This is a genomic window from Aurantiacibacter flavus (assembly GCF_039710615.1).
Classification (GTDB): Bacteria; Pseudomonadota; Alphaproteobacteria; order Sphingomonadales; family Sphingomonadaceae; genus Alteraurantiacibacter; species Alteraurantiacibacter flavus.
Map to the genome: position 1 here is coordinate 118,149 of NZ_JBDLBR010000002.1, position 24,997 is coordinate 143,145.

Genomic DNA, 24,997 nt, shown 5'->3' on the forward strand with positions numbered 1-24,997 from the left:
TGCGGATCGTCGATGTGATTCCTGCAAGGAAGCAAGTGCAAAGCGAGGAGGTTGATAATGGAATGGATGCTGATGCCGCTGCGAAAATATGCGCAGTTTTCCGGGCGTTCGCGGCGGACGGAATTCTGGATGTTCGCTCTGCTGAACCTGATTATTTACTCGGTGGTATTCGCTCTGATGTTCGCAACATCCGGCGCATCGATGTTTGCAGGTGCCAATTCGGCTAATCCTCTGGCGATTTACGCCAGCTTGTTTTCCGGCGTCGGGGTGCTTCTGGCAGTCTGGGGATTGGCGGTAATTATCCCCTCGATTGCCGTGTCGGTACGGCGGCTGCATGATCGTGATATGTCGGGCTGGTGGTATCTCGGGTTCATCGTCGCATCCATGATCCCGTTGATCGGTTTCATCGCCTCGATCGCCTTCATCGTGGTGATGGCGCTTCCGGGAACGCCGGGCGCCAACCGCTTCGGCCCCGATCCCAAAGATCCGAGCAGCGCGGAAGTCTTCCGTTGATTTGATGGGACGGCGGGGCGCAGGCTCCGCCGCCCCGCCTAAAGCGCGCGCAGGCTCTGGGCAGGCCGCGCGCGCAGCAGCGGCAGCGAGGCGCCGATGGCAAAGCCGAGCACCAGCACCAGCCCTGCGCCGAGCACCATGATGATGCGCGGCCAGTCGGGCAGCCAGTCGAAGTCGAACACCTGGGTGATCACCAGCCAGGCCAGCCCCGTTCCCAGCGCCAGCGCCACCCCGGCCAGCACCGCAGCCAGCAAGCCGAACTCGGCCAGTAGCAGCCCCAGCAATTGCCGACGGCTGGCCCCGAGCACGCGTAGCACCACGGTGTCGTAGGTCCGTGCGGCGCGGGCGGCGGCAATCGCGCCCAGCAGCACGGCAAGTCCGGCCAGCACCGCCACGGCAGCAGCGGCGAGAATGGCCAGCGCGACCTGATCGAGAATGGCCCGCGCCTCGGTCAGAATCGGGCCGACCTCGATCACGCTCGAACTTGGGAATGCGTCGATCAGCAGCCGCAGCAGGCCGCTACCGCTTCTGCCTTCGGGCAGGTCGATGGTGGCGGCGAAGTTGTGCGGGGCATCCTCAAGCGCATTGGGCGAGAACACGAAGACATTGTTGAAGCCGAGGCTCTCCCAGTCGATCCGCCGGAAGCTGGTGATGCGCGCGGTGCGCTCCACCCCCAGCAGCGAGACGGTAATGGTGTCGCCGATCTGGAGGCCGATGGCCTGGGCCAGTTCTTCGTCGACCGAAACCTCGGGCTCGCCCTTGTGGTCGGCGGGCCAGAACGTGCCCGCTGTCACCGAATTGCTCTCGGGCAGGGTAGGGGAATAGGTGAGCCCGCGTTCGCCGCGCAGCGCCCATGCGCCCTCGGGCAGCTCCTTCAGATCCTCGACTCGCGTCTGATCGTCTTCCGGCCCATAGGCGATCACCGCGCCGCGCAGGGTGGGCACGGCGGTCACTTCGCTGCCGGGGGCGAAGGTCTCGATAGTCTCGCGGAACTCAGCAAGGCCCACCTTGGGCACGTCGAGCACGAAATAGTCTGGCGCGCGTTCGGGCACCGAGCGAGCGATATTGCCGGCAAGGCTGGTCTGCACGGCAGCGAGCAGCACGAAGGCGGACAATCCGAAGCCCAGCGCGGTCACTAGCGACCCGGTCGCCGCGCCGGGGCGGTGGAGGTTGGCAAGGCCGGAACGCAGGATCGGATCGGACGGGCGCGGCGCTTTCGCAGCGGCATGACGGATCGCGAGGCCGAGCAACCACAACAGCGCCAGCAGCACGGCGGCCCCGGCGAGGAACAGCGCCGATTGCAGCGGGGTGGGCGAGCCGATCAGCGTCAGCGCCACGATCCCGGCAAGCCCCAGCCCGACCGGCAGGGCATAGGTCTTCCACGCCCGCGCCAGCGGCGAGACTCGCGAACGCATCAGCGCCATGGCCGGAAAATCGCGCGCACGCAGCAAGGGTGGAGCGGCAAAGACCAGCGCCACCAGCAGCCCGAAGGCCAGCGCCCGCGCCAGGGCGAGCGGGTCGAACACCAGCCCGGTCTCGACCGGCAAGAGGTCGCCCAGCGCGCTCGCCAGCAGCGGCGTCACGGCGAAACCCGCCAGCAGCCCTGCCGCCGATCCGACAAGCGCGGCCGCACCGATCTGCAAGCCATAGATCGTGACAATGTCGCGCGAGGTCGCTCCGAGAATTTTCAGCGTCGCAATCGCGCGGCGGCGCGCTTCGAGGTAGGAATTGACCCCCAGACCGATGCCGATCCCGGCAATCACCAGCGCGGCCAGCCCCACCAGCGTAAGAAACTCGCCGAGCCGCGAGACGAACCGCTCGGCCCCCGGCGAGGCGCGTTCGGCGGTGCGGAAATCGTAACCGCGCCCCGGAAACTTCTGCGCTATTGCCCCTTCCACACCCTCGCCATCGTAGGGCGAATTGAAGGCTACGCGGGTCTTGCTTTGATACATCGAGCCCGGCGCAACCAGTCCGGCGGCCTCTGGCAGGTCAAGCGGCACGATCACCGTCTGGCCGAGCTGGAAGCCCTCGGAAAGCCGGTCGGGCTCCTCGGCGATGATCCCGCCCACGCGCACCTTGCGGGTGCCGAGCGTGAAGCTGTCGCCCACACTAACATCGAGCCGCTCGGCCGCGCCCGGGGCGAGCCATGCGGTGCCCGGCGGCGGCGCGCCGACCTGCTCGCCGCTTTCCAGCACCAGCGAGCCGACCAGCGGCCACTTTACGTCGACCGCCTTCAACTCGACCGGCGCAGCGGCATTGGCGGTGCTTGCCATGCCTTGCAGGCGCAGGCCTTCGGACAGCGTGCCGTATTGCCCGATAAAGGCCTTCTCGTCGTCGGTGAGCAGCCGCTGCCACACCTCCACTTCGAGGTCGCCGCCGAGGATCATGCGCCCCTCGGCCTGAAGCTGGCTGCGGATCGCGCCGGTCAGGCTGCCAATCGCGGCCAACGCGCCGACGCCGAGGAACAGGCAGACCAGCAGCAGGCGCAGCCCCGAAAAGCGCGCCGACAGGTCACGCCGGGCGATGCCCCATGCCGCGCGGAGCTGCATCAGGCGGCACCTGCGCGTTCGTCGCTGACGATTATCCCGTCCGCCAGCCGCACGATCCGGTCGCAGCGATGGGCCAGTTCCTCGTCATGCGTGATCATGACCAGCGTGGCCCCGGTCTCTTCGCGGCGGGTGAACAGCAGGTCGATGATCGCTTCGCCGGTGGACTGGTCGAGGTTGCCGGTCGGTTCGTCGGCAAACAGTAGCGGCGGACGCGGCGCAAGGGCGCGGGCGATGGCCACACGCTGCTGCTCGCCGCCCGAAAGCTGGGTGGGGTAGTGGGTGAGCCGGTGCCCGAGGCCGACCGCCTTGAGTTCGGCCCCGGCGCGCTCCCACGCGTCCTTTTCGCCCGCAAGCTCCATCGGGGTGGCGACGTTTTCCTGCGCGGTCATGGTCGGCAGGAGGTGGAAGGCCTGAAGCACGATCCCGATCCGCCCGCGCCGCGCCAGCGCCAGCGCATCCTCGTCGAGCACCGAGAAGTCGGCCCCGGCCACGTGCAATGCGCCGCCCGAGGCGCGCTCCAGCCCGGTCAGCACCGCCATCAGCGAGCTTTTGCCGCTGCCCGAGGGACCAAGCAGCGCGAGCGTTTCACCCGGCATCACGCGCAAGTCGATCCCGCGCAGAATCTCGGTGGCGGCACGGCCGTCGCCAAGGGTCAGGCGCAGGTCACGGGCATCGACGACGGGCGAGGCGGCCTGAGAAAGCGGTGTGGGGCTTGTCAAAGGGGTTCCATGGCATAGCTTGGCCAGATGACTATCGCAGTGCCAGAGCGGCAAGGAAGCATCATGCGGCTGATGAAGTTGGGTTTGGGGGCGGCCTCATGTTTCTTACTCCTCGCATGTGGGGAACAATCCAGCCCGCCTCAAGGTGAGCAGGTGCAACAAATTGTCGCAGATGCTCCGGAAGATGTGGTGGTCGAGGGGCCGGAACGGGTAATCCTCGCCTTTGGGGACAGCCTGTTTGCAGGCTATGACCTCGAAACCGAGGAGGGCTATCCCGAAGAGCTGGAACGGGTGCTGCGCGCGCGCGGGATCAACGCGCGGGTGATCGACGCGGGCGTTTCGGGCGACACCACGGCGGCTGGCCTGCAACGGCTCGACTTCGTGCTCGACAACCTGCCGGGCGAGGTCGACCTTGCGCTGGTGGAGCTGGGCGGGAATGACCTGCTGCGCGGCATCGCGCCCGAGCAGACGCGGGAGAACCTGTCGCAGATTCTCGAGAAGGTGCAGGCGCGCGGGCTGCCGGTGGTGCTGATGGGAATGCGTGCGCCGCCCAACGGCGGCGCGCAGTTCCAGCAGCAGTTTGACGGCATCTATCCCGCGCTGGCCGAGGAATATGGCGCGACGCTGGTGCCGTTTTTCATGCGCGAGCTGGCGGACAACCCGTCGCTGTTGCTGGAGGACCATATCCACCCGACGGCTGAGGGCGTGAAGGCGATGGTGGCGGCGCAGGTGGATACGATTGTTGGGGCGCTTCCGGCAGAAGACTAAACTTAACTCCCGCTCATGCTGAGCCCCCCACCTCACCCCGCTCGTCCTGAGCCTGTCGAAGGACTGCTTTCCTTGCGGGTGTGTAAGAGGCTTGAAGTGCAGGACGATCCTTCGCCAAGCTCAGGATGAGCGGGGTGGGTCTAAAAAGCCTCCACCGAGCCCCCACTAACCCGCCAGCACGCAGCCTCGACCAGAATGCCCTCGAACGGCGCAGGCTCCGTCCCCGTCAGCCAGACCTGCGTTCCACTTGCGCGCAAGCGCTCGAACAGCGCCTCGCGTCGCACCGGGTCGAGATGCGCCGCCACCTCATCGAGCAACAGTACACTTGCGCGCCCGCGCGCTGCCAAGGCCGCATGGGCAAGCGTGATGGCAACCAGCATGGCCTTTTGCTCGCCGGTCGAACACTGCGCCGCTGGGGCCTGCTTGCCCGCCATCGTCACCGCGAGATCGTCGCGATGGGGGCCGGTGAGCGTGCGGCGTGCGGCGATGTCGCGGCTGCGGCTGGCGGCGAGCGCCCCGGCCAGATCGCTTGCGCTCAGCGGCCCGCCCGCCTCATAAGCCAGCATGGGGCGGGCAAAGGGCTCGTCCGGCTCCTCAGCCAAGGCCCCGGCCAAAGCCTCGACCAGCGCAGCACGGCGGCTCGCGAGCGCCGCTCCGGCCTCGGCCAGCTGCGCCTCGTTCGCTACCAGCCAGCCGCGATCGGGGCCGCGCTCGTCGGCCAGCATCCGGTTGCGTTCGCGCAGCGCGGCTTCGAACCGTCCGGAGACGCGCGCATGATCGGGGAAAATCGCCAGCGCCAGCCGGTCCATATAGCGCCGCCGCTCGCCAGGGCTCGCCATAAACAGCCCGTCCATTGCCGGGGTCAGCCAGCCCATGGCGATCCACTCGGCAAGCGCGGTGGCGCTGGCATTGGCGCCGTTGATCCGCAGCAGGCGGCGACCGGGTCGGTCGGCGGCAATTCCGGTGCCCAGCGCCAGCGGCTCGCCATCGTCGCCCGCAGGCGCAAGCGTGGCGCTCACTGCAAAGCTGCCGTTCCCGCCCGCCAGCGCCATGTCGGGCAGGGGCGCGCGGCGCAGGCCCCGCCCGGGCGCGAACAGCGAGATGGCTTCGAGCACATTGGTCTTGCCCGCACCGTTTTCGCCCACCAGCAGGTTGATGGCGCGCGCCCCGTCAAGCCGGGTTTCGGCATGGTTGCGGAAAGCGGTGAGGAGGATGCGGTCAAGCGCCATGAGACGAGCACGGCATTAGCCGACCAGTGCCGGATAGGTCATGCAAAAAGTCCTCTGCCATGACTTGGTGAAATTTCCCAAGTGTTGGCATTGAGCAAATCCTGAGCTTGTCGCGAGGTGAACAAGATCGGCAGTTTTCTGCAATTTTCTGCAAACTGGCACGCCCCCTGCACAGGTGGTGGCATCGAGCGGATGAGCCGCTCACACGACCAAACAAGGGGAATTATCATGTTTGCCAATTCGGAACTCGCCAACCGCCTCTTCGCCGCTTTCGGCGCACTTGCGATCACCACCGGCCTGCTGGTGGCCAGCTTTGCTCCGCCCGCTACGACCGCTGCCACGATGGTGCTGGCATGAGCGATCTGAACATGTCGAACGAACCGCAGACCCCGCGCAAGTTCCACCTCGACCGGGGCGACAAGCTGATCGGCGGCGTCTGCTCGGGCATCGCCAACTACGTCAACGTCGACCCGCTGCTGGTGCGACTGGTCTTCGCCGTTGGCGCGGTGGCGGGCTTCGGGAGCTTTATCGTGATTTACCTGCTGATCTGGCTGCTCGCCAACTGAGCAACAGTCAGGAATGCCCGAAGGGGGAGAAATCGGTCTGTTCGTCGAACACATCGACCCCCTCGCGGCGCTTCAGGAAATTCACCGCCCAATAGGTGAAGGGGGTGAGCAGCGCCTCCCAGGCAGTCTTGATCGCCCACTGGGAGAGGATCACCTGCCACAGCTGCTCAACCGGCCAGCCCGCCAGCCCGTAGAAGGCGAGCGGATAAAAGATCAGGCTGTCGAGCCCCTGGCCGACCACGGTTGAACCAATTGTGCGGGTCCATAGCATCCGTCCCTTGGTCAGCAGCTTCATCTTGGCGAGCACGAAGGCGTTGGCGAACTCGCCCGCCCAGAACGCTGCCATCGAGGCAAGCACGATGCGCCAGGAGTTACCGAACACGAACTCGTAAGCCTCCTGCCCCGGCCATCCTTGCGCGGGCGGCAGCGCCACAACCACTGCGGACATGAACGCCATGAAGGCAAGGGCGGCAAATCCCGTCCAGATCACGCGGCGCGCGTTGGCATAGCCATAGACCTCGGTCAGCACGTCGCCGATGATGTAGCTGATCGGGAAGAACAGCACGCCCGCGCCGAATGCCCATTGCCCGCCGCCCGGCAGCGGCAGGTAGCTGGGCTTTGACGCGCCGATGATGTTTGACAGCAGCAGGATCGCGACGAAGGCTGCCATTACGTATGGATAGTAGCGGAAAGCCCCGGCGGCTTGGCGACTGGCGGTGATGGGGCGGGGCGCTTCATGGTCCATGGCGCGAAGCTAGCGCGGTCTGCGGCGTAGAGGTAGAGGGCTATCGGCGGATTATGCATGGTTGCCGATTTGCGTACTCCGCAAACATCGCTAAGTGCCGAAACCGACGCGCCCATAGCTCAGCTGGATAGAGCACGGGACTTCTAATCCTGAGGCCGCAGGTTCGACTCCTGCTGGGCGCACCATTTCCGTTCAGCTTTGGGCACCATGTGCGGAGCAGTGCCACTCGCCGCCCGTGCGAGGCACGATCTTCTCCCGGTAATGCGCACTAGCGTGTCGCCGACCTCGACCTTATCGACGAGAAGATCTACGTATTGCTTGCGCAGCGGGCTAGCTCGATCGCGCATGGTCGAGCCAACGAGGTTACTAAATCTGTCGAGGATGTCGGGAGTGATCGCGCGTGCCGGGTCGGCGAGCTTGCGTTCGTGAATATCGATATCAGCTGCCACCGCGCGCTTTTGTGCGGCGATCTGACCCAGCTCCTTCTCGATCTGCGGATCGTCCGCGCTCATGAGACCCTTGCGCACCAAGCCGATGACGTTGGCGCTTTCCCCGTCGAGCATAGTGAGTCGAGAGCGTAGCGATTTCAGTTCGGCGCGATCGCGCGCTTCGCTTTGTGAACTGTGTTCCAGCCATGCGGACAGCAAGCTAGAAAGTCTCTGGGGTTGCAGCACATGCTCGATCACATTCTCGACAACAAGATCGTCCAGCATCTTCATGTTGGTCCAGCGCCCCTTGCACTGGGTCTCACCGGCGGTCTTACGTGTGTTGCAGGCGTAATATTTGTGCTGACCAGATTTCCCCGTGGCGGTGGTCATGCCTCCGCGACATCCGTCCTCGCTGGTGGTGCCGCAAGTCACTTTGCCGGTGAGTAGATTTGCGTTCGTTTTTGCGGCGCTTGCGCCCATTTTAGGATCGCGAGCCGCCATCTGAGCCTGCGCTTGGTAGAACAGGTCCTCATCGATGATGGCAGGGACGGGTATCGGAACCCATTCTGATTCAGGACGCATCTTCTTCGCGCGCGAGTCCCGCTTGTTGAAGAAGGCGCAGCCGCAATAGGCGGTGTTGGTCAGGATCGCATGCACGTTGGATACATGGAACCTGCGGCCATCGAGCGTTTCGCCGCGCTTATTGAGGAGGTCGGCGAGCTTTGCGATGCCGATCGGGCCTTCGGCGGTTCCGTAAACGTAGGTTTCGAAGATAAAGCGCGGGAGGTAAGCCCTCTCCTCATCGATCTCGAGCTTCTTCCGGTCCTTGCCCTTGGGCTGCGGCACTGAGACTACCTTGAAGCCGATAGGCGGCTTCTGACCGTTCCAGTAACCTGCCTTGGCATTCGCGACCATGGTGCGTTTGACGTGCTTGGCGTTCTCAGCTGACTGGTATTCGTCGAACAGGGCGACCATCGAGAGCGCGAGTTCTCCGGATGGATCGTCGGCAAAATCCTGTGTCACACTTACCAATTTCACGCCCGCTGATCGCAGTTCGGCACGCGCCTTCATGTAGTCGAGCGCATTTCTGAAAAGTCGAGATAACGAAAATGCGACTATCACGCTGAAGTTGCCAGCACGTGCGTCCGCTAGCATCTTTTGATATACAGGTCTCGACGTGGTCGTGGCGCTTGCGCCAGGCTCGATGTAAGTTTCGACTACGGTGCCACCCTTGTCGGTTGCGAAAGCTTCACATCTCGCAGTCTGATCTGGGATGGAGACATCGTTCTCGGCTTGGCGGGTTGTGCTCACCCGCGCATAGATCGCCACGTTCTTATCCAGAAAGTCTTTCATATACGCCTCACAGCATTCAACTGCTGCCGAATAAGGCTGCGATTTCCTTGCCCAGCAGTCGATCAAGCATTTCTGCCTCTTCCTTTAGAATGCTAACCGGGAGGCCACAGACCCCGACGTTCGGGAATTCCGGGAGCAGGCTCGCAGTCTTGTTTTGACGAGTAGTTATTGCATTGGTCTGGTGATTTCCATCAAGCCCGACGAGGCCGTCCTGCGATGAGTCATTCGCGCGGCACTTGTCGTTGGAAGATGGGTCACTCCGGCTCATGCCAGAGGTATGCGGCGAATACACACTGCGCCGCCAACGACCCAAAAGGTGTCATGAATTCAGTTGGTTAAGGCGCAGCTACTCGATGGACGCATCTTATCCTAGAATCACCTCCGACGAAGAACACGAGGTGACAGGAATGAACGCCGAACAGGACCTGATCGAGAACGCCATCAATATCTGGCGAAGACTGCTTGCGAATGAAAGGAACGCGGGACGGTGCGATATCGTAAAGCGTGCCGCCGATCTGATCGCCCTCCAAGACGGAAACAAGTTCCCTTCCGAACTCGAGCTCACTTCCAGCGAGAAGGCCCTTGGCCGCTGGATCGCCGATACCATTGGGGTGCCAAAACTGGCCTGCGATGAAGCCATCCCGCCCGGCTGCAAGCTCGCGCCGTTGGTGTTTTCGCCATCCTATCAATTTCACTTGGCCCTAGCATCGCCACGGACATCTTGCCGACCGCCTCTCCAACATCTCCCACGCACGGCGGGCGAGATCGAAGAGCACCTGCACCAGTGGACCGGCAATTCGTTTCAATACAACACCGCGCTCGATGCCGTCACGGGCGTCGGCATCAGCGCGATTGCCGGTTTTCTGGAGTCGATCCGGCGATCGCACCCGGCATTGTTCCTTCTCCTGCTGAGCGAGGAAGTGGAGGAGGCGATCCGGCTGCTCCCGGCATTGCAATGGCCGAACGCGCCTGGTCAGGTTGCCGAATGGCGCGCGGCATATTTCGGCGACGCCAAGTGCTCGATCGCTGCTTTATTCCGCGCGCTGCGGATCACGAGGCGCATTTTCCGCATCCTGCAAAAGCTGAATGCCGATGACGGCTTCAACCTTGCCGCGATCAAGCATTGCGGCAATCATCTGCCCACTGCTCGGAGCGCCCCGGAGATGCGGCGTGTTCTCAAGCGGACCAACATGACGGCTTTCTCGCTGCACAAGATCGTCCTAATGGATATCGACCACCACGTCGACCCGAACCATCCGCAAGGCGTTTATCACTTTCACAAGGCCGAAACCGACATACGGACTCTGGCCCGGTATCGCTGTCTGGATGGTCCGGATACCGATTACGCGCAGAAGGCTCTTAAAGACTTTCCCAGGCAACTCGAATTAACCCTGCCGGTGGCAGACGGTCCACCGGATGAGTGGCCGGATTCCAGTGATATCGATGTGACACGTGTGGGCGGCAGAGGCGGAACGCGATACGGGCCGCTCGCCAACTATTACGGACTGCTCCCGACCGATCTGGTCGCCCATGGTGCGCTTTGCGTCGAGGAGACTTGTGAAGGTAGCGCGAAACCTGCTCGATTGGCCGAGTTCGCCAATGCGCTATTGTTTGCGTCCGGCTACGATGCGAGAGGAGAGGTGTGGATCCGCCCCGAGCATATCCGGCGGCAAGCCAAACTGGCCGCGTCCGTCTTTCCTGTGCGGGGTCAGTTCGGCCACGCAACTGGGTTCGGGCAAACGAGCTGGCAAGACTTGGAAGGCGATAGTCTACTTTGGACGTATCTGGCCAAAGAAACATGCAGCGACGATCCGCTTGGCACGATGTTCCTAGAGTTGCGGGAGCATCTGCTGAAGCATACCGATGATGTCAGAAAGCTCGACCGCATCGACGATGCCACTCGTGTCTTTTGCCACCTTGGCCAGAGCACCGGACTGCTTAGCGGCGACCCTGTATGGCTGCGCCTACAGGAGCGCACCCGGGCGATGCTCGGAGTGACCCTGGGCGGCAAATCGAGGTTCAAAGACAAGGTGAAGCCATTCGGGGACGGCCCCAAGACACTAGCCACTCTGGTAGCGGTCCTTGGAGCCAGTCCGGACAGGGACGGGCGCGGCGACGTAATTCACTGAGCAGGATTGCAGCCTAATCGTCCCGGCACATGCGCGCCATTTCCTTGATAGCCCGGGCGCGCTCGATGTCGGCAGCCTTTCTTTCGGCGAGCTGTAGTTCCTCATCGGCTTCCATCGCCTGCCACACCTCGTAATTGGCGTTCCATCGCGTAGCTATGCGCTGGAGGAAGGCGAACGGCTCGTCCTCAACCGATTTAGCTCCATCGATTTCTGCCAGGAATTTGTCAACGAACGGCTCGAAACCGGCCATGATCTGTTTTGCCTGGGCGAGGTTTGACACCGTAATCCGCTCGCCCTTTGCTTGGTGCATCTCGTAAATCTTCACGCCTTACCCTCCTCAAGCCGCAGCACCACGTTGGCGTTGTTGGCGTCGAGCCAGTCAGCGGCAGCTCCGCGGTCCATGTCTTCAGGTATCTCGATCTCGAGCAGCGCAGCAGTATCGGCGATCAGGTAGCGCTGGCCGCGCGTCATGGGCAGATTGCGCCATGCCGGATCGCACGTTGGCTCCGCCGCTTTCCACGCCAAGCAGTCGCGTTCGTAGGCTGCCTTGCGCTGCTCCCACTGCAGCGCCGCGGCCAGCCCGGTCAGATCGTCCCAGTTGCACTCGATGATGTTCACCAGCAGGCTGAGTAGCGGCATCGCTTTCGCCTGCGGAAAGCCGCCCGCATAGCTAGCGAGATCGTCAAGCGTGCCGCTCAGCAGCGCCTTGAGAGCATCGGCGTCCTGCGGGCCCAGCCCGGCATCGACCATTGGCCCGGCGAGGCAAGCACAGGCGTAAAGGCGGCGGTTGTTTGTCATCGAATTCTCCTTTCGATGACCGGATTACCGATTCGCCAGATGCCCCTCATGCGACCCAAAAACTTGCGCGATATCATCGGCGATTGGCGCTCCGCCAATGAACCTATTGGATACTACCGACACTTCTCAGAAGCAGACCGGGCTGAACGCCTTCGGGGTTGAGGTGGGCCGAGTATCAGGCATGGTTGCGCGCGAAGCGCAGGGTGTCGTCGGTGCGGAGAAGCTGCACCGCGCGCCAGGGAGCCGAAGCCAGCGCGGTGCGAGACAGTATGGCACCGGCCCGTTCCAGGTAGCAGATCGCGCTGTTCATCCGCCGCGGTTCCCAACCCAGTTCCCCGGCCATCCGCGCGGTATCGCAGGCGCGCTCGCCGCCCGTCACCATCCTGTTCGCGAGCACGATGGCATCCTCGCGCGGACTGAACGGCATGAAGGCCTCGTCGAACTCGACGAACAGCGCAGGCTGCGGAGCGTAATGCCCGTGCATGTTCATCTCTCGGAGATACCCGCCGTCATGCAGGTCGAGTAATGCGATGCGAAGATCGTCCGGCTGAAGCTCGAGCGCGTCTTCAAGACAATCCAGCGTGACGATCGGATCGACCGGCATCGCCTGTTCGCTGGTCTCCACGATATGCCGGCCGACCTCAATGGCCGCAGGCGACCAACCCTCAAGACCTGCAGGCACGCTTTGAACATGGCGCGGCGCGGACCCCATTGCAGGCTTGCGGCTGATCCCGTGCAACCGATCCACCAGTCCTTTTCGCTGTGCCTCGTCAGCAGGATCGAGTGGCAGATAAAGCATCGTTTGCAGAAATGGCGAGAGTTTCGCCGGGTCCAAATCGATAAGAAGCGGAACGAACCGGCTCTGGTCTCCGATCTGCCTAACCAGTCCGACGCCGATCTCCTTCGCCACCCAGGGTTTGGTAATCGACGTCTCGGTCAGCGCGACGACGAAATGGGTCATCGCGCCAAGGCCTTCCTCCATTTTCTCGCGCAGGCTGTCGCCGGGTTCGATCTCCCATTCGTCGAACCAGACCTCGACGCCATTAGACATAAGGTATTCGGCGAGTGGCCGTATGCGCGCCTTGTCTTCGCTGGCATGGGCAAGATAGACTTTCGGGTGCTGGGCACCATCGGCTGCGTTCATAACTTCTACTTCTCCACGACCGACACCCAGGCGCTTCTCGAGCAGCCGGGCGAAGGTAGGCGAACCCGTCGTCCGGATGGCAACCGCATTCTCGGGTAACCGATCGACAAATACGTCGGCGTGACGACCCGTCTCGGGATCGACGATCGAGGCCGCGGCGCCGCGCGCTTTCTGCTCCATGGCCTCCATGGCCATGTCGATCATTTTCGTTTCCAGGTCCCGCGTAAAACGCTTCGCATCGAAGGGACGCCCATTATAAGTCATCTTCACCATCAGCTGTGATCGCGCACATAGCGTTGAAGGGCGACGAGGTCTTCGTCGGCCAGGACGAAGCCTAGAACGGGATATTGGTTCTGGATCGGCTTGCGTGTCCGGCCATCGGCAATGTGCGGCACTAGCAAGGCGAACGCCGGATTGAACCGGCGGCGTGACCACCCCGCCGCATCTTCCAGCATGCTGGCATTCCCGCCCAGGTCGGGATTCTCGATCAGCAAACGTGCAAGCTCTACGGAATCCACAACGGGATCGTGGCCAGTGATCGCGGGGTCGCACGCGATGAATAATTCCCAGGTTGTCCGCACGCGCGGCAGGTGAGGCCCGAGCACGTGCGAAAGTGTGACGAGACCGTCGGCTTCGAGTTTCGCCAGCGCGATGCCGAGGGACTTGCGATCTTCATCCGGGAAATCGACGAGCAATTCGTCACCGAAGTGGCCGCGCAAACCTTCGGGGCAGCCTCGCGCCATATACATGCCGAGCCGCTGCGCGAGGTCACTCAGATGGTCATACATTTTCACGCCTCACCAGCCCCGCTTAAACGCTGCAGGTAGCTTCTCATAGGTTCATGCCGAATTCGCGCACCAGCAGCAATCGATCGGCCTGTGGTTTACCCGCCATTGTTTGCTCCGCGCACCCGCGTGGCTCCCGCCTGCTATGTAGGCCCATATACTCGTACCGGAAAGTACGCGGCCGCGATGAGCGCAATGAGTGCGCCAACATTTTTGGGTCGCGTGAAACGGTAAGGGCGATGTGGCAGAAGGAAGGTGTGGGGGGTCTTAGCGAGAGAAATTGTTTAGCATGCGCCAAACGAAAAGGACCCCCACGCCACCCACAGCCCAGGAGCGCGATCATCTCGCGCGCACATTCTCACATATGCTCGACGGGACCGTCCTTTCGCTCACAAGTGCGGCGCTCAAACAGAGGATGATCCACCGCCGCGACGCGGGTTCCGCAAGCCGCAGCGAACGCCGGCGGATGGCCGCGATCCTGCGCAGCGACAAGCTCCAGGCACGCCTCAACAAGGCCATCCAACGCCAGCTTGATAGGGTCGAAAAGCGCGCGCCGCCCAGAAAATTGCGCGTCCATATCGAGCCGCAAAACCGCCGAAAATACCAGCGCAAGCAGCGCACGATCACGGCGAGATCGCGCATCCCGCTGCCCTCCTACGAGGGACCGGTTGTCGACAGGCAGGGGCGCCGCGGGATCGTCATGGTCATCGATTACGATGGCGCGAAGCGGCATACCTTCGGCATTGCAGGACGGCGCATCGTCTATCTTTCAGACCCAGAGCATTGTGAGCTCGACGCGTCCGGACAGCCGATTATCGCCAGCAATATCGGCACCGATCTCGACGAGATCCTGATGGCGGCGGACCTGCTCGAGCTTGGTCAGCGCGAGAGCCGTGCGGACGCCAAGATCAATGCCAACATCATCATCCAGTTGCCCCATGACGTGCCGCAGGAGGTCCGCGCGGAAATCATGAAAGCCGTGGCACATGAACTTTTTGGACGCCACGGATTGCCCTATGCCGCTGCGCTCCACCAACCCGATCCGGACGGCGACCAGCGCAATTACCACGCCCATATCTGCGGCAGCTGGCGTCCAATGACGCGCGTCGCGCCGTATCAATGGGACATCGCCGAAGACTATCGCAGCGACCTCGATGGCGCCGAATACTGGCGCCATGCGCGCCGCCGGGTGGCCGAGATCATGACATCAGTTCTCGAGCGAGGTGGCACCGAGCGGCATTACACGCATCTCTCGAATGCCGCGCGGGGAATGGTGCACAAGCCCCAGAAGAAGCTCGACAAGCGCAAGACGCGCACCGCGCGCGAGGGCGAGTTCGTGGCCGATGTCGAGGCCAATCGCAGGATCATGGATGCCAATCTCGCGCTCGAAAGGGCGCTCGAAGCGAAGCGCAAGCAGCGCCGCGAGCGGGCCCGCAGACGCGCTTTGGCAGCTCTCGCGCGGGTCGAACTGGCGGTCAGGCCACCGGTTGATCTGCGCCCCGGTGCGCCCGTCGCACAAAGCGCCGTTCCGGCATCACTCGGACCGGTCGATGCATACTCGCCCGGTGCAAAACCATCCGCCACGACAGTCCAAATGCTGCGCGATCGCTCGCCTGCCATTGCCAAGGTTGGCACTGCGGAAGCAGCGCCCTTCACCCTCAGCGCAAGGCTCCGAACGGTCGCGCCGGTGCCTAGAAATGCGGAGCACGTGCGACCGATCAAGCCGGTCTTTGTCGGAGCTCTTTCGGTATCGGCAGAGAGCATTCGAACGTTTTCTCCATCACCATCCTCTCGCGCCGGCGCTGCGATCCGTGCGGTGGTGCCCTTGCCGTCGCCGGGCGCCGTTTCGCTCCATCCGGTCACACCGGAGACGCTGGTAGCCGCGCCGGAACTGCGGCCGGTATCGACTGGCTCTGCACCGGCGGTGGACCTCCGGCGGGTCGAATCCCTGCAACCCATTGCCGCATCGCTGCGACCGGTGGCACCGGCACCTAGCCTCTCCGTGTCGCTTCGACCGGTGGCTACGGCGAGCCCGGAGATGACAACTCCGCGCCTCGCAAAAGTGGCAGTGAACTGGCCGCCAAGTATCAACCCACCAACGCTCCGCCGCGTGACGACAACCCCGGTTCGCGCACCCGTCTTGAAACAGATTGCCGCGCCCACCGAACGCGAGTGGCCAGTTCTGCGCCCCGTTGCTGCAGAGCCGATGGCGCCGAGAATGGTTGCCGCAGATAAAATCGTATTCACGCCGCTCGCCGCAGTGGGCGGGCAAGGCGATGTGCGGGTTGTGCTGCGCCCCGTTGCCCCGGCCCGGTCGCTGGAACGCAGGCCGGTTTGTCGCCGGGTCGAACTCTCGCGGCCTGGGGATGCTCCCGTGATCCGCCGCGTGTCGCCAGCGCCAGGAATGCCTCCGATTGGGCCGGTCGCGGTGCCATCCCCGGACAGGAATGCCGGCTCCACCATCACCCTTCGACCCGTAACGACGCGCATGCCGAAAAACCGTGATCCGGCATTGGCTGAGACCATGCGTATATTCGGGGAGCGGCTCGCAGCAATGGCGGCCTCACGCTCCGACAGGGAGGCGAAGGCCGACCCGGGCACGGCCGATGACAGCGCTGCGACACAGCCGCCTGATGCAACCGAAACTGCATTGTCTCGTGCAGCCGACGTGGCTGCCTTTGCCGATGCGATGCGGCGTCGACCCTCCGGACTGTGCCTGTGGAACGACAACAGCGTGCATCCCGTGGTAGCGATCGCTTCGAGCTGGGGCTTAAGCAAGGCGGACTTGGCCAGCAGCATAGCCAGGCGCGAACTCATACCACTCTATGTCGAACAGGAATTGCGGTTCGAGCGGCTAGAGACGGAGCTCAAATTCATCGATGCGAGCGAGGAGGATCTTGGCGATCCGCATCGTAAACTCGCCGTTCGCCTGTCACGCGAAGCAGCCGAAACGCTCGAAATCTACCGCCGCTCGGAGCTTCTACTTGTTGCGCTTGGGCGCGTTGATCGCGAGCTTCGGCAGGGCAGCACTGCCGTGAGCCGCACAAGCCAGATGAGCGCGCGGGGTATCGACTGGCGCGCCATCGACCGGGCGACGAGACAGCGCCGTAGGGCTCTTACGGCAGCCGCGCAGCAAATCGGCGCGCAGCATAACGGCATTGGCTGATCGCGAGAGAGACGCGCCCGGCATGGATCGCGGTGAGCATGCAGAAGCCGCACCCATGCCGCCGCATTTGGAAAAGCCGGACCGCGTGACCGGCGGAGCAAAGATCCTGTTGGCTGACGGACAGCCGAGGACGGTTGAGGGAAGGGAAAAGGCCCGGACCGGCAAAGCCGTCCTCGTGAACCTATAGCGAGGATATTGCATGAATACCCAAAACACACCTGTCTCGCAGGAGGCAGGCGACAGCTTATGCGCAGCTGCGCATACGCGCATCTTGCGCCGGATCACCAGGCTGGACGACTGGCCGGTCATTGCGAGGCCAAGCGAGCCGACGAGGCTGGTCGCGGTCCTGGATGTCGAGACCGAAGGCCTCGATCCGGATGATTGCCAGGTGCTCGAAATTGCGGTCGCGCTGGTGCGCGTCGATGCCGAGGGGCGCATCGTCGCCATCGTCGACAAGGCCTATGGACTGCAGGATCCCGGCAGGCCGCTTACTGCCGCGATCACGAAGATCACCGGCCTCACGGATGAGAAGCTGGCCGGCAAGGCAATCGATATCACCAGGGTAACGCAGGTGATTGCCCGCGCAGAGGCGATCTTGGCACACAACGCCTTGTTCGACTCCGCCTTATGCCGCCGCTTGCTGCCGGGGATCGCGCATCTACCCTGGGTCTGCAGCTACAAGGACGTCGATTGGGCCGGGTATGGTTACGACGGCGCCAAGCTGGGCCATCTGCTCATGCAGCAGTCTATGTTCGCGCTCAAGGCTCACAGCGCAGGCGACGACGTCACCGCGCTAGTAAACCTGCTCGCCAGCGCGCTGCCCAATGGCAGGATGGTGATGGGCGAGGCGCTGGACAAGGCCCGCACACAGACCGTTCGCGTCGAGGCAAAGGACGTGCCGCCCCGCGACAAGGGCGAGGTTAAGCGCCGCGGATACCGGTTCGACTGGACCAGCAAGGTCTGGTGGATCGAGGTCAGCCAGTTCCAGGCGGATTACGAGCGCAGCTGGCTCGAGCGGCATTTCGCGCGCGTTCGCGTGACCTGCGTTCCCCTCGACTGGCACAACCGCCACGTTCGGTAAATCGACCGCAGAAATTGGCGCGCGCGGCAGGGCGAACCGGACGCTCTGCATCTCATAAGACGAAGAACGGTGAACCGGTAAGCTGAAAGAAAAAGGCTCGGTTCTGGCCAGAAGGCCGCCATCCAACAAAAAGGAATACGATATGAACACTTCCACCACCGGCGGGCACGACGCCCGCCGGGCCAATGCCTACGCCCTCCATCTGGAACTCGGCCTCCTCACCGGGGAAACCGTCCCAGCAGCAGTCAAATTCGCTTCGGTCACTGGCATCGATATGGGCATTCTCAACGTTGCGGCATGCAAGGTTGCTGAGAGTGGCTGGGCCTGTGTGATTGCCATCTATGCGGATGAGCAGGCAGCCGCACCGCACTGGTATTTGGTCCTGATGCCACATGCAGAGGGTGTAATTGCAGCCAAGGTCATTCCGGCAGCGATCGGCGATAATGAGCCTCTTGTGCTGATGGCCGAGGATCGAAGGCAGCAATTCGCCGTAAGCGAATGCGGTCGCCTCATTGCGGTGCCTGTCGAAGCGGCGGCTCGGCGAACCCGTTCGCATCGAAATGCTGCCAAGAGGATTGCCGCGACCGCCGAAACCCTCGCGCCCTTTTGCATGGGCGGGCCCACTCCGGGCGACCTCTTTGTCGATAGCGCTGGCAATACCAGGGCTGCTGCGCCTTTCGCAGTCTGATCCCCGCAAACTTATGATCATGCAGGCGGCGTCTTCCTCGGGAGGCGCCGCCTGTTTCCTTTCACGAACAGGAAACCCACATGAACTTCTCTCCCAGGCACCATCCGCAAGTGCTGACCGCACTGGAAATCGTGCGCGACCGACCGGCGAGCTACCGCTCAACCATCCGCAGTATCGCGATGTTCACCGTCACTAAGTGCAACGAATACGGTGCTCGTTTTGCCATCGAACATTACGCCTTCGACCGCGAAACGAAGCGTTCGGATATCATCGGCGGAATCACCAGAAGCATTCCGGATAATGCCACCTTGATTGCGAAGGCACAGCCTTCCCAGATGCGCGAATGGCGCATGGCAATGCACGCAGGGATGCCATTTGCGCCCTCGGACCTTCAACTCATCCGGCGACAACGGAGTGACCTCGTGATCATGCCGCTGGAGTGCCGAGAAGCTGCTCTCGACGAAACCTCAGCATTTTACGCGATCCAGCGCGCGGGCCCAGGGTCGTCGATCCGCGCAAAAGCTCGCCGAGCTGCCGACGAGGCGCAGGTGCTCTGGTTGACCTTCCTTGCGACCTGCTGCCGCGAGAACGACCAAACCTCGTTGGGCTCGGCCTACCAGGCATGGCGGGCGATCGAAAATGCTCGCCCGCTTCCCTTCTGACGAAGCGTGATTGTGCCAATAACCAAGGAAAGGAAAACATAAATGGCGAAGCAAAGCTACATCGCGCTCGACTGCGAATTTCACTGGGACGAGGAACTTCACGAGGCCCATCGAGCGATGGATAAGAGATCGAAGCGAAGGGCAGTGGCGGTCAAGAAGGTCATGGCAGCAGCTGCGTTCCAGTTTTCTATCGACGACGAAGGCAAAATCTCCACCGGCGAGGTGGCAAGCTGGAACGAGTTCCACTTGGGCGATGAGGAAGCGGTAGTCACCCAGATCTTCGACTACCTGCGTGCGCACAAAGACAAACCGATCGTCACATTCGGAGGGCTGGCAACGGATATCCCCGTGCTGCTACTCGCGGGTCTGGCGCATGGCTTGCGTCTGCCTCCCCAGATGATCGATCAGCCAGGCAGGCGCGGGCCACGACCGCACCTTGACCTCGGCTTGATGTTGAAAGGCGGGGGCAGAACCTGGAGCCACCTGTCACAGGTGCTGCTCCGAATGGGCGTGCCGTTCAACCTAGTCGCGGCGAAGCCCGGCGTGCGGCGACCGGTGAGCGCCGGCGCATGGCAAGATCTACGGGACCACGTTGAGCTTGACTGTCTGCTACTGTCGGTCGCCAAAGTCGGCTGGTTGGTCGCACAAGGCACAGAGGGCCTGCGGTTAGAGCCGGCCATCACCGCTTTGATTGAAGGGTTCCTGCGTCGCCGCCCAGACCACTCGTTAAGTAACGAGTTGCGGACCTATTCTAATCGATTGCAAGAGGAGCTTGCCAGCGGGTTCGATCTCGCGGCCTGAACCACGCGTCAGAATGCGCCGGGCCGACGGAATTCAAGCAGCGTCGGTCCGGCACTTCATGTGTCATCCCGTGTTTAAGGCTCCAGCCCTTGTGCTATTCGGGCTCGGAGGTCAGATCCCACCCGCTTAAACCCCAGTAGTCTCGCGGTAGCACGAATAAGATCATCAGCTTCAGCGCCCGCATTGTCCGCCAGCGCGATTTTCAAAGCCGCACGGATTTCAAGCAGCGAAATCGCCTCTGCTTTGAGAGTGGCGCCGGCTTCATCCGTCCGGTCTCGCACAGGCGTCTCATCACGCTGCGCCTGCGTAAAATAGAAACCATCATCATAGAGAATCGAACCGCTGCTTTTGAGAGTTTGAAGCGCATCGAGCGCTATAGACTGGACGCGTCTGCCTGCACGTTCGCGACCGAAACAAGACGATATTCTTCGTGCCGTCTCTTCTGCAGAAATCGGTCCCTCGAATTCTACAACCTTCAATGCCAATTCGCGCAATTCATAAGGATGAGCCTCATGTGGTTCACAGTTCGATGCGGTGGGGAAGTATGCCCGCTTATACCTAGGCATTTGTCGTTCTTCCACTTCAGGAAGTGGCGCAACAGGTTCTTCGTGATTCGGGTTTGGCGCAGCTTCGGGTTTCTCGATAGTCTTCGGAGTTGAACCGTTCTCTTGGTCTCGCTTGGCGCTTTCCAATGCTTCGCGGAGGCGCTTGATTTCACGTTCGCGATTATAAAACCAGTCGGTGCTCCATATCCTATGGAAGCGCCATCCCAGATGCTCCAGCACACTTTGACGGAGGCGATCGCGCTCGCGCGCCCACAGGGCCGAATGGTATGTGGCTCCGTCGCACTCAACCGCCAGCAAATAACTCCCCGGTCTGTCGGGATGGCGAATGCCCAGATCAATCTTAAAGCCTGCTGATCCCACCTGTGGATCTGCAAGGAAACCGAAGGACCGTATGGTGTCCGCGACATCTTCCTCGAAGGGGGTGTCGGCTTCCTCGCCAGTCGGCATATGCTCGACAAGCTGGCGGTGCTTCGCAAATTCGAGGAAGCGCTTGAGAACGCGTGGCCCTTCGCGTGAAGCGCGACTTACATCGAGTTCGCCTGGGTCGAAGGAAGCGAAAATTTCACACCTGAGCCTTGCCCGCGTAAAAAGCACATTAAGCCGACGTTCGCCTCCTTCCGAATTGACCGGGCCGAAGCTCGCGCCGATCATTCTTCCGCCAGGTTCGGTCGGGCCATAACCGACGCTGATGAAAATCACGTCGCGCTCGTCACCCTGAACGTTCTCGATATTCTTGACGAAGACATCCTCAGCGCCGCCTTCGCGGAGGAAATCGTCGAGAACGGCATCGTTGCGACGAGCAAGTTCAAGGAGTTCGGTGATCGTGTTCTTTTGCGTTGCAGAGAACGTAACTATTCCAAGTGACTGGTTCGGCATCGTCCGTGCGTGATTTTCAACGGCTTCCACTAGGGCTTCGCCCTCCAGCCGATTATCGCGACGACCACCCTTGTCGTATGCGCCTGGGACCTGGGTGAAAACGAGGCCGTAAGCTGGATCTTTCTCCAGTGGAGAAGGTGGGAGGATCAAGCGGTCCGCGTAGAATTCGCGGTTGGACACACGAATGAGCGAAGGATCCCGCGATCGATAGTGCCATTCGAGCAGGCGGGCACCGAGGCCCCGCGCCTCGCAAAGGGTCAGGATGCTTTCCAGCTCTGCCAGCTGGGCGGCGCCGCCAAGCAAATCCTCGTCTTCGAGCTGTTCATCGTCGTCTTCATCTTGGTTGGCACTGGTGAGACGGTCGAAGAAGGACGTCGGTGGGAGCTGTTTTTGATCGCCGACGACGACGATCTGGCTAGCACGGGCGATCGCGCCGAGCGCATCCTCGGGGCGCACCTGACTGGCTTCGTCGATCAGCAACAGATCGAAAGAAAGCGTCCCTGGTGTCAGATATTGCGCTACCGAGATAGGGCTCATCAACAGCACCGGCTTTATGCGCTGGATGGCATTTGGCGCCTCCGAAAATAGGCGACGAAGTGCTTTGTGACCCCGCCTCTTCCCCATCTCGCCGCGCAACACCCTCATTTCTCCCAACGCACCGCGCGGGAGTTGGCCGAGATGATTGGCAACGATATGCGTTACATTGTCCCGCAGATGTTGCTTTTCGAGTTTGGCAAATTCTGTAACGAGCGCGTTTCGGTCGACGTTGCTGAGTTCCCGCAACGCCTGTTCGGCCTCTAGTGCCCGTTCCCAAATCGCCTCCGCCCTTGAGAATTTGAGTTCAACGACAGCCGCATCGGCATCGCATTCCCCGGCTGCCATCCGATCGGCAAGACAGCCGATGCCGGCGGCGTCCGCCTTTGCGCGAGCATCAACGAGTGCGGCCCATTCTGGATATCGTTCTATAGCCTCCGACATCGTTTCCAGAGCGCCGACGATCTCGGCTAGTTGCGCATCGTCCCATCCTTCGTCGAAGCGGTCATCAGCTATCCCGAGTCGATCGCGAACAAGCGCGATTGATGTCCGTGCTGGGCTGTGCAGTCGTTTGATCTCATCGGCCAAGTTCTCGCGCTCCCCAGCAACAGCAGTCGAAACGAGGAATTCGGCTTCGGCATCAAGATCGGCATTGGCCAACGACACTCGCGCGGCCCATGCCTGGACAGCCTCGATGCCCTCCCAATCGGTCCGCTCGCCGCGCCAGCTTTCGCCAAGCGTAGTCCGACAGAATTCTTCCTCTTGTCCCCATTCATGGCGCAGCCGGGAGACCTGCAACAGTCTATCCACCAGCTCCACACGCTCATCGGCGGATTTCGGGAGCTGATCGTTTAGCAATCCCGCAAGTTCACGTGACGCATTGCGGTAAGCACTGCCCCAGCGAGTAAAGAATGATGTTGTCCCTGCAATAAGCGGCCCACGAAGGTGCGCCACATCAACCGTGAAGGCGTGATCAATAAAGTAATCACTGGCCGCATCGCGTTCTTCGCGCCACTGACGCCCAGATGCGAGCGCTTGAGACAGGCGCTCCATGTCACGGCAATGCAGAACCTCTTTGGCTAGATTGCCTTCGCTCTCGTTCAAACCGGAAAGTGCAGCCAAGAGTTCTTCGACCGGCGCGACCAAGTCGAACCAGCCGCCTTCAGCCAACCCGAGAGAATCCAAAGCGACATTGAGGGCGCTATCAAGGGCCCTTACCGCTTCTCGCGCCTCATCCAGCATCGGCCGCAATCTTGCTTGATCGACCGGCTGAAGCTGCGTCACGGTTACTGACCGGAACGGATGGTCGGCTGGATCGCCAGTCTCCTTCAGTGCGGCACCATAAACCTTGAGCGCATCCACTGCTTTGCTTTCGGCAGCTCGATCCATTTCGGCGAGGCCATCTGCAGCGAAAGTCGGCGGAGGCGCTTTCAAGCCCATGAAGCGCGCTTGGCGGCCCAGCATCCCGAACGCCGTTTCGCCTGTATCGCCGATAGGCGAATGGAGAGCCTTGGTAATGGCGTTGAGCTTATCTCGGCTATGCTGCAGAGCTTCGGGTCGTTCTGGAATTGCAGGCACGGCGGCACCTGCGTTGAGTGTGCGCTTCAGCTCCTCGAGCACTTGGCGCTTGTTTGCGCTGCGGGAATGCAGCTCAAGGCAGATATCTGCCAAACCCACTTTCACCAATCGGTCGTGCACGACCTCCAGTGCGGCCATCTTCTCGGCCACGAACAAGACGGTTTTGCCCTCCTGCGCGGCAGCCGCGATGATGTTGGCGATGGTCTGACTTTTCCCCGTGCCCGGCGGCCCCTGCACGACAAGGTTGCGACCAGACCGGGCCTCTTCGATTACCCGGGCCTGGCTCGCATCGGCATCGACTACGTGGAAGATTTTGTCCGGCGGCAAGACATCATCAAGCTTGTCATCTTCGCCAAAAATTGCGTCGTCGTCGCCCTCGAACCCTTCATAAAGGAGGCCTTTGACGAGCTCGTGGGTTTCCAGCGCGCTATCGGGCCATGCATCGATATCAAGGTCGCGATACATGAGCAGTTTCGAGAACGAGAAGAAGCCCAGTTGAATGGCATCGCGGTCGATTTCCCAGCGATCACGTTCATCGACAATTTCCTCGACCTCGTCGAAGTATTGCGACGGCTGCCAGTCCTCGCCGATTTCAAGTTCGGGAAGAACCAACCCGAAATCGTCCTGCCATCGCTGCTGAAGCGGAAGGTTCGTGATGAGATCCTCACCGCGCATGCGAATGTCATACGTTGACGTGCGCTGGTTGCGGACAAGTTCCACCGGGAGCAGGACAAGGGGCGCTTCTCGGCGAATGTCGGACTTCTCATCCTCAAACCAGGTGACGAAGCCGAGTGCCAGGTAGAGTATGTTTACCCCTTGCTCCTCCTCGGCGGTGCGCGCATCCCGCGCGATCTTCAGGAGCTTTTTGGCAAGTGCGTCCGGCCCTAGCGGGCTTTCCAGCAAGTTGTCGGTATAGCGGTTATCATCGAAGGTCTCCGCGTTAGCAGTATCCTCTGCGAGCAGGATCTCACCCTGCTCGTGCTTATCCTTGCCAAGTGCGCGGAAGCGCATCGTTTTGCCACTCGCAAGGATGGCATAGACGTCATCTGAGCGTTCGTTGATGATGTTGACGACCGCGCCGCGGGTGTTAGCTCTGTTGACGTGCACGAGCCGGTTGCGAGTGCCTGTTTCAACCAGCCTGCGCCGCGTCTCATCGAACAGCTTGCGCACTTGCGGATTGGCCTCGGCGTTCATTCAAATTCCCCTGTTCTATCCCGTGATGGGTAGTCAGTTTACTTGCTGAAAATCAATATAATGCTGCGTGATTGCGGTAGCTTTCTTCAGTCTTTACCGGTCAGCCACAGCATGATTGTGCCGAT

At 61.8% G+C, this 24,997-nt stretch carries 20 protein-coding genes and 1 tRNA gene; 11 read left to right on the forward strand and 10 right to left on the reverse strand.

The genetic code is table 11. The features are described from left to right. Positions 1-57 precede the first annotated feature (57 nt). Positions 58-513, forward strand: a complete 456-nt coding sequence (locus ABDJ38_RS05275; RefSeq protein ID WP_346784038.1) for a DUF805 domain-containing protein — start codon at positions 58-60, stop codon at positions 511-513. A 38-nt stretch (positions 514-551) separates the two neighbouring features. Here the strand turns inward: ABDJ38_RS05275 and ABDJ38_RS05280 are convergent, their stop codons facing one another. Further along, a complete protein-coding gene (locus ABDJ38_RS05280; RefSeq protein ID WP_346784039.1) occupies positions 552-3,062 on the reverse strand; it encodes an ABC transporter permease in 2,511 nt (836 codons plus the stop codon). Further along, positions 3,062-3,781, reverse strand: coding sequence for an ABC transporter ATP-binding protein (locus ABDJ38_RS05285; protein WP_346784040.1), 720 nt, complete (start codon positions 3,779-3,781; stop codon positions 3,062-3,064). The genes ABDJ38_RS05280 and ABDJ38_RS05285 overlap by 1 nt, the downstream gene beginning before the upstream one ends. A 153-nt stretch (positions 3,782-3,934) precedes the next feature. Here ABDJ38_RS05285 and ABDJ38_RS05290 point away from each other — a divergent pair, with 153 nt between their 5' ends. Continuing rightward, the gene (locus tag ABDJ38_RS05290; RefSeq protein ID WP_346784041.1) at positions 3,935-4,549 is read left to right on the forward strand and encodes an arylesterase; all 615 of its coding nucleotides are present in this window, start codon (positions 3,935-3,937) and stop codon (positions 4,547-4,549) included. Positions 4,550-4,689: 140 nt separating this feature from the next. Here the strand turns inward: ABDJ38_RS05290 and recF are convergent, their stop codons facing one another. After that, positions 4,690-5,778 (reverse strand): DNA replication/repair protein RecF, encoded by a 1,089-nt coding sequence (recF, locus tag ABDJ38_RS05295; protein ID WP_346784042.1) that lies wholly within the window; start codon positions 5,776-5,778, stop codon positions 4,690-4,692. Between the two features lie 228 nt (positions 5,779-6,006). Between recF and ABDJ38_RS05300 the strand changes: the two genes are divergently transcribed. Both ABDJ38_RS05300 and ABDJ38_RS05305 read left to right on the forward strand, forming a co-directional pair. Then, the gene (locus ABDJ38_RS05300) at positions 6,007-6,135 is read left to right on the forward strand and encodes a hypothetical protein (protein WP_346784043.1); all 129 of its coding nucleotides are present in this window, start codon (positions 6,007-6,009) and stop codon (positions 6,133-6,135) included. Then, complete coding sequence (locus ABDJ38_RS05305; protein ID WP_346784044.1) at positions 6,132-6,344, forward strand: PspC domain-containing protein; 213 nt, start codon at positions 6,132-6,134, stop codon at positions 6,342-6,344. Before ABDJ38_RS05300 ends, ABDJ38_RS05305 begins: the two co-directional genes overlap by 4 nt. 7 nt (positions 6,345-6,351) lie before the next feature. Here the strand turns inward: ABDJ38_RS05305 and ABDJ38_RS05310 are convergent, their stop codons facing one another. Continuing rightward, positions 6,352-7,089, reverse strand: coding sequence for a queuosine precursor transporter (locus ABDJ38_RS05310; RefSeq protein WP_346784045.1), 738 nt, complete (start codon positions 7,087-7,089; stop codon positions 6,352-6,354). 108 nt (positions 7,090-7,197) lie between these two features. Between ABDJ38_RS05310 and ABDJ38_RS05315 the strand changes: the two genes are divergently transcribed. After that, positions 7,198-7,274: transfer RNA gene (locus ABDJ38_RS05315), tRNA-Arg, on the forward strand. On the opposite strand, the gene ABDJ38_RS16940 is transcribed toward ABDJ38_RS05315, so the two are convergent. Beyond that, positions 7,233-8,870: a recombinase family protein gene (locus ABDJ38_RS16940; RefSeq protein WP_429771096.1), complete on the reverse strand. Its 1,638-nt coding sequence runs from the start codon at positions 8,868-8,870 to the stop codon at positions 7,233-7,235. The two genes, ABDJ38_RS05315 and ABDJ38_RS16940, sit on opposite strands and share 42 nt — an antisense overlap. A gap of 353 nt (positions 8,871-9,223) precedes the next feature. Between ABDJ38_RS16940 and ABDJ38_RS05325 the strand changes: the two genes are divergently transcribed. Continuing rightward, positions 9,224-10,999: a hypothetical protein gene (locus ABDJ38_RS05325; RefSeq protein ID WP_346784047.1), complete on the forward strand. Its 1,776-nt coding sequence runs from the start codon at positions 9,224-9,226 to the stop codon at positions 10,997-10,999. 13 nt (positions 11,000-11,012) lie between these two features. Here the strand turns inward: ABDJ38_RS05325 and ABDJ38_RS05330 are convergent, their stop codons facing one another. From ABDJ38_RS05330 to ABDJ38_RS05345, 4 genes are all read right to left on the reverse strand, one after another. Further along, a complete protein-coding gene (locus ABDJ38_RS05330; RefSeq protein ID WP_346784048.1) occupies positions 11,013-11,324 on the reverse strand; it encodes a hypothetical protein in 312 nt (103 codons plus the stop codon). Further along, the gene (locus ABDJ38_RS05335) at positions 11,321-11,797 is read right to left on the reverse strand and encodes a hypothetical protein (RefSeq protein ID WP_346784049.1); all 477 of its coding nucleotides are present in this window, start codon (positions 11,795-11,797) and stop codon (positions 11,321-11,323) included. Before ABDJ38_RS05335 ends, ABDJ38_RS05330 begins: the two co-directional genes overlap by 4 nt. A gap of 175 nt (positions 11,798-11,972) precedes the next feature. Then, complete coding sequence (locus ABDJ38_RS05340) at positions 11,973-13,214, reverse strand: toll/interleukin-1 receptor domain-containing protein (RefSeq protein ID WP_346784050.1); 1,242 nt, start codon at positions 13,212-13,214, stop codon at positions 11,973-11,975. Then, positions 13,214-13,729, reverse strand: coding sequence for a hypothetical protein (locus ABDJ38_RS05345; protein ID WP_346784051.1), 516 nt, complete (start codon positions 13,727-13,729; stop codon positions 13,214-13,216). The genes ABDJ38_RS05340 and ABDJ38_RS05345 overlap by 1 nt, the downstream gene beginning before the upstream one ends. A gap of 286 nt (positions 13,730-14,015) precedes the next feature. On the opposite strand from ABDJ38_RS05345, the gene ABDJ38_RS05350 reads away from it, so the two are divergent. From ABDJ38_RS05350 to ABDJ38_RS05370, 5 genes are all read left to right on the forward strand, one after another. After that, the gene (locus ABDJ38_RS05350) at positions 14,016-16,892 is read left to right on the forward strand and encodes a MobA/MobL family protein (protein ID WP_346784052.1); all 2,877 of its coding nucleotides are present in this window, start codon (positions 14,016-14,018) and stop codon (positions 16,890-16,892) included. Between the two features lie 199 nt (positions 16,893-17,091). Beyond that, entirely contained in the window at positions 17,092-17,973 is an 882-nt protein-coding gene (locus ABDJ38_RS05355; protein ID WP_346784053.1) for a 3'-5' exonuclease, read from the forward strand. A gap of 142 nt (positions 17,974-18,115) precedes the next feature. Continuing rightward, positions 18,116-18,661, forward strand: coding sequence for a hypothetical protein (locus ABDJ38_RS05360; protein WP_346784054.1), 546 nt, complete (start codon positions 18,116-18,118; stop codon positions 18,659-18,661). An 80-nt stretch (positions 18,662-18,741) separates the two neighbouring features. Next, positions 18,742-19,323: a hypothetical protein gene (locus tag ABDJ38_RS05365; protein WP_346784055.1), complete on the forward strand. Its 582-nt coding sequence runs from the start codon at positions 18,742-18,744 to the stop codon at positions 19,321-19,323. Between the two features lie 42 nt (positions 19,324-19,365). Then, a complete protein-coding gene (locus ABDJ38_RS05370) occupies positions 19,366-20,124 on the forward strand; it encodes a hypothetical protein (protein WP_346784056.1) in 759 nt (252 codons plus the stop codon). A gap of 74 nt (positions 20,125-20,198) precedes the next feature. On the opposite strand, the gene ABDJ38_RS05375 is transcribed toward ABDJ38_RS05370, so the two are convergent. Then, positions 20,199-24,872, reverse strand: coding sequence for a DUF3320 domain-containing protein (locus tag ABDJ38_RS05375; protein ID WP_346784057.1), 4,674 nt, complete (start codon positions 24,870-24,872; stop codon positions 20,199-20,201). Positions 24,873-24,997 lie beyond the last annotated feature (125 nt).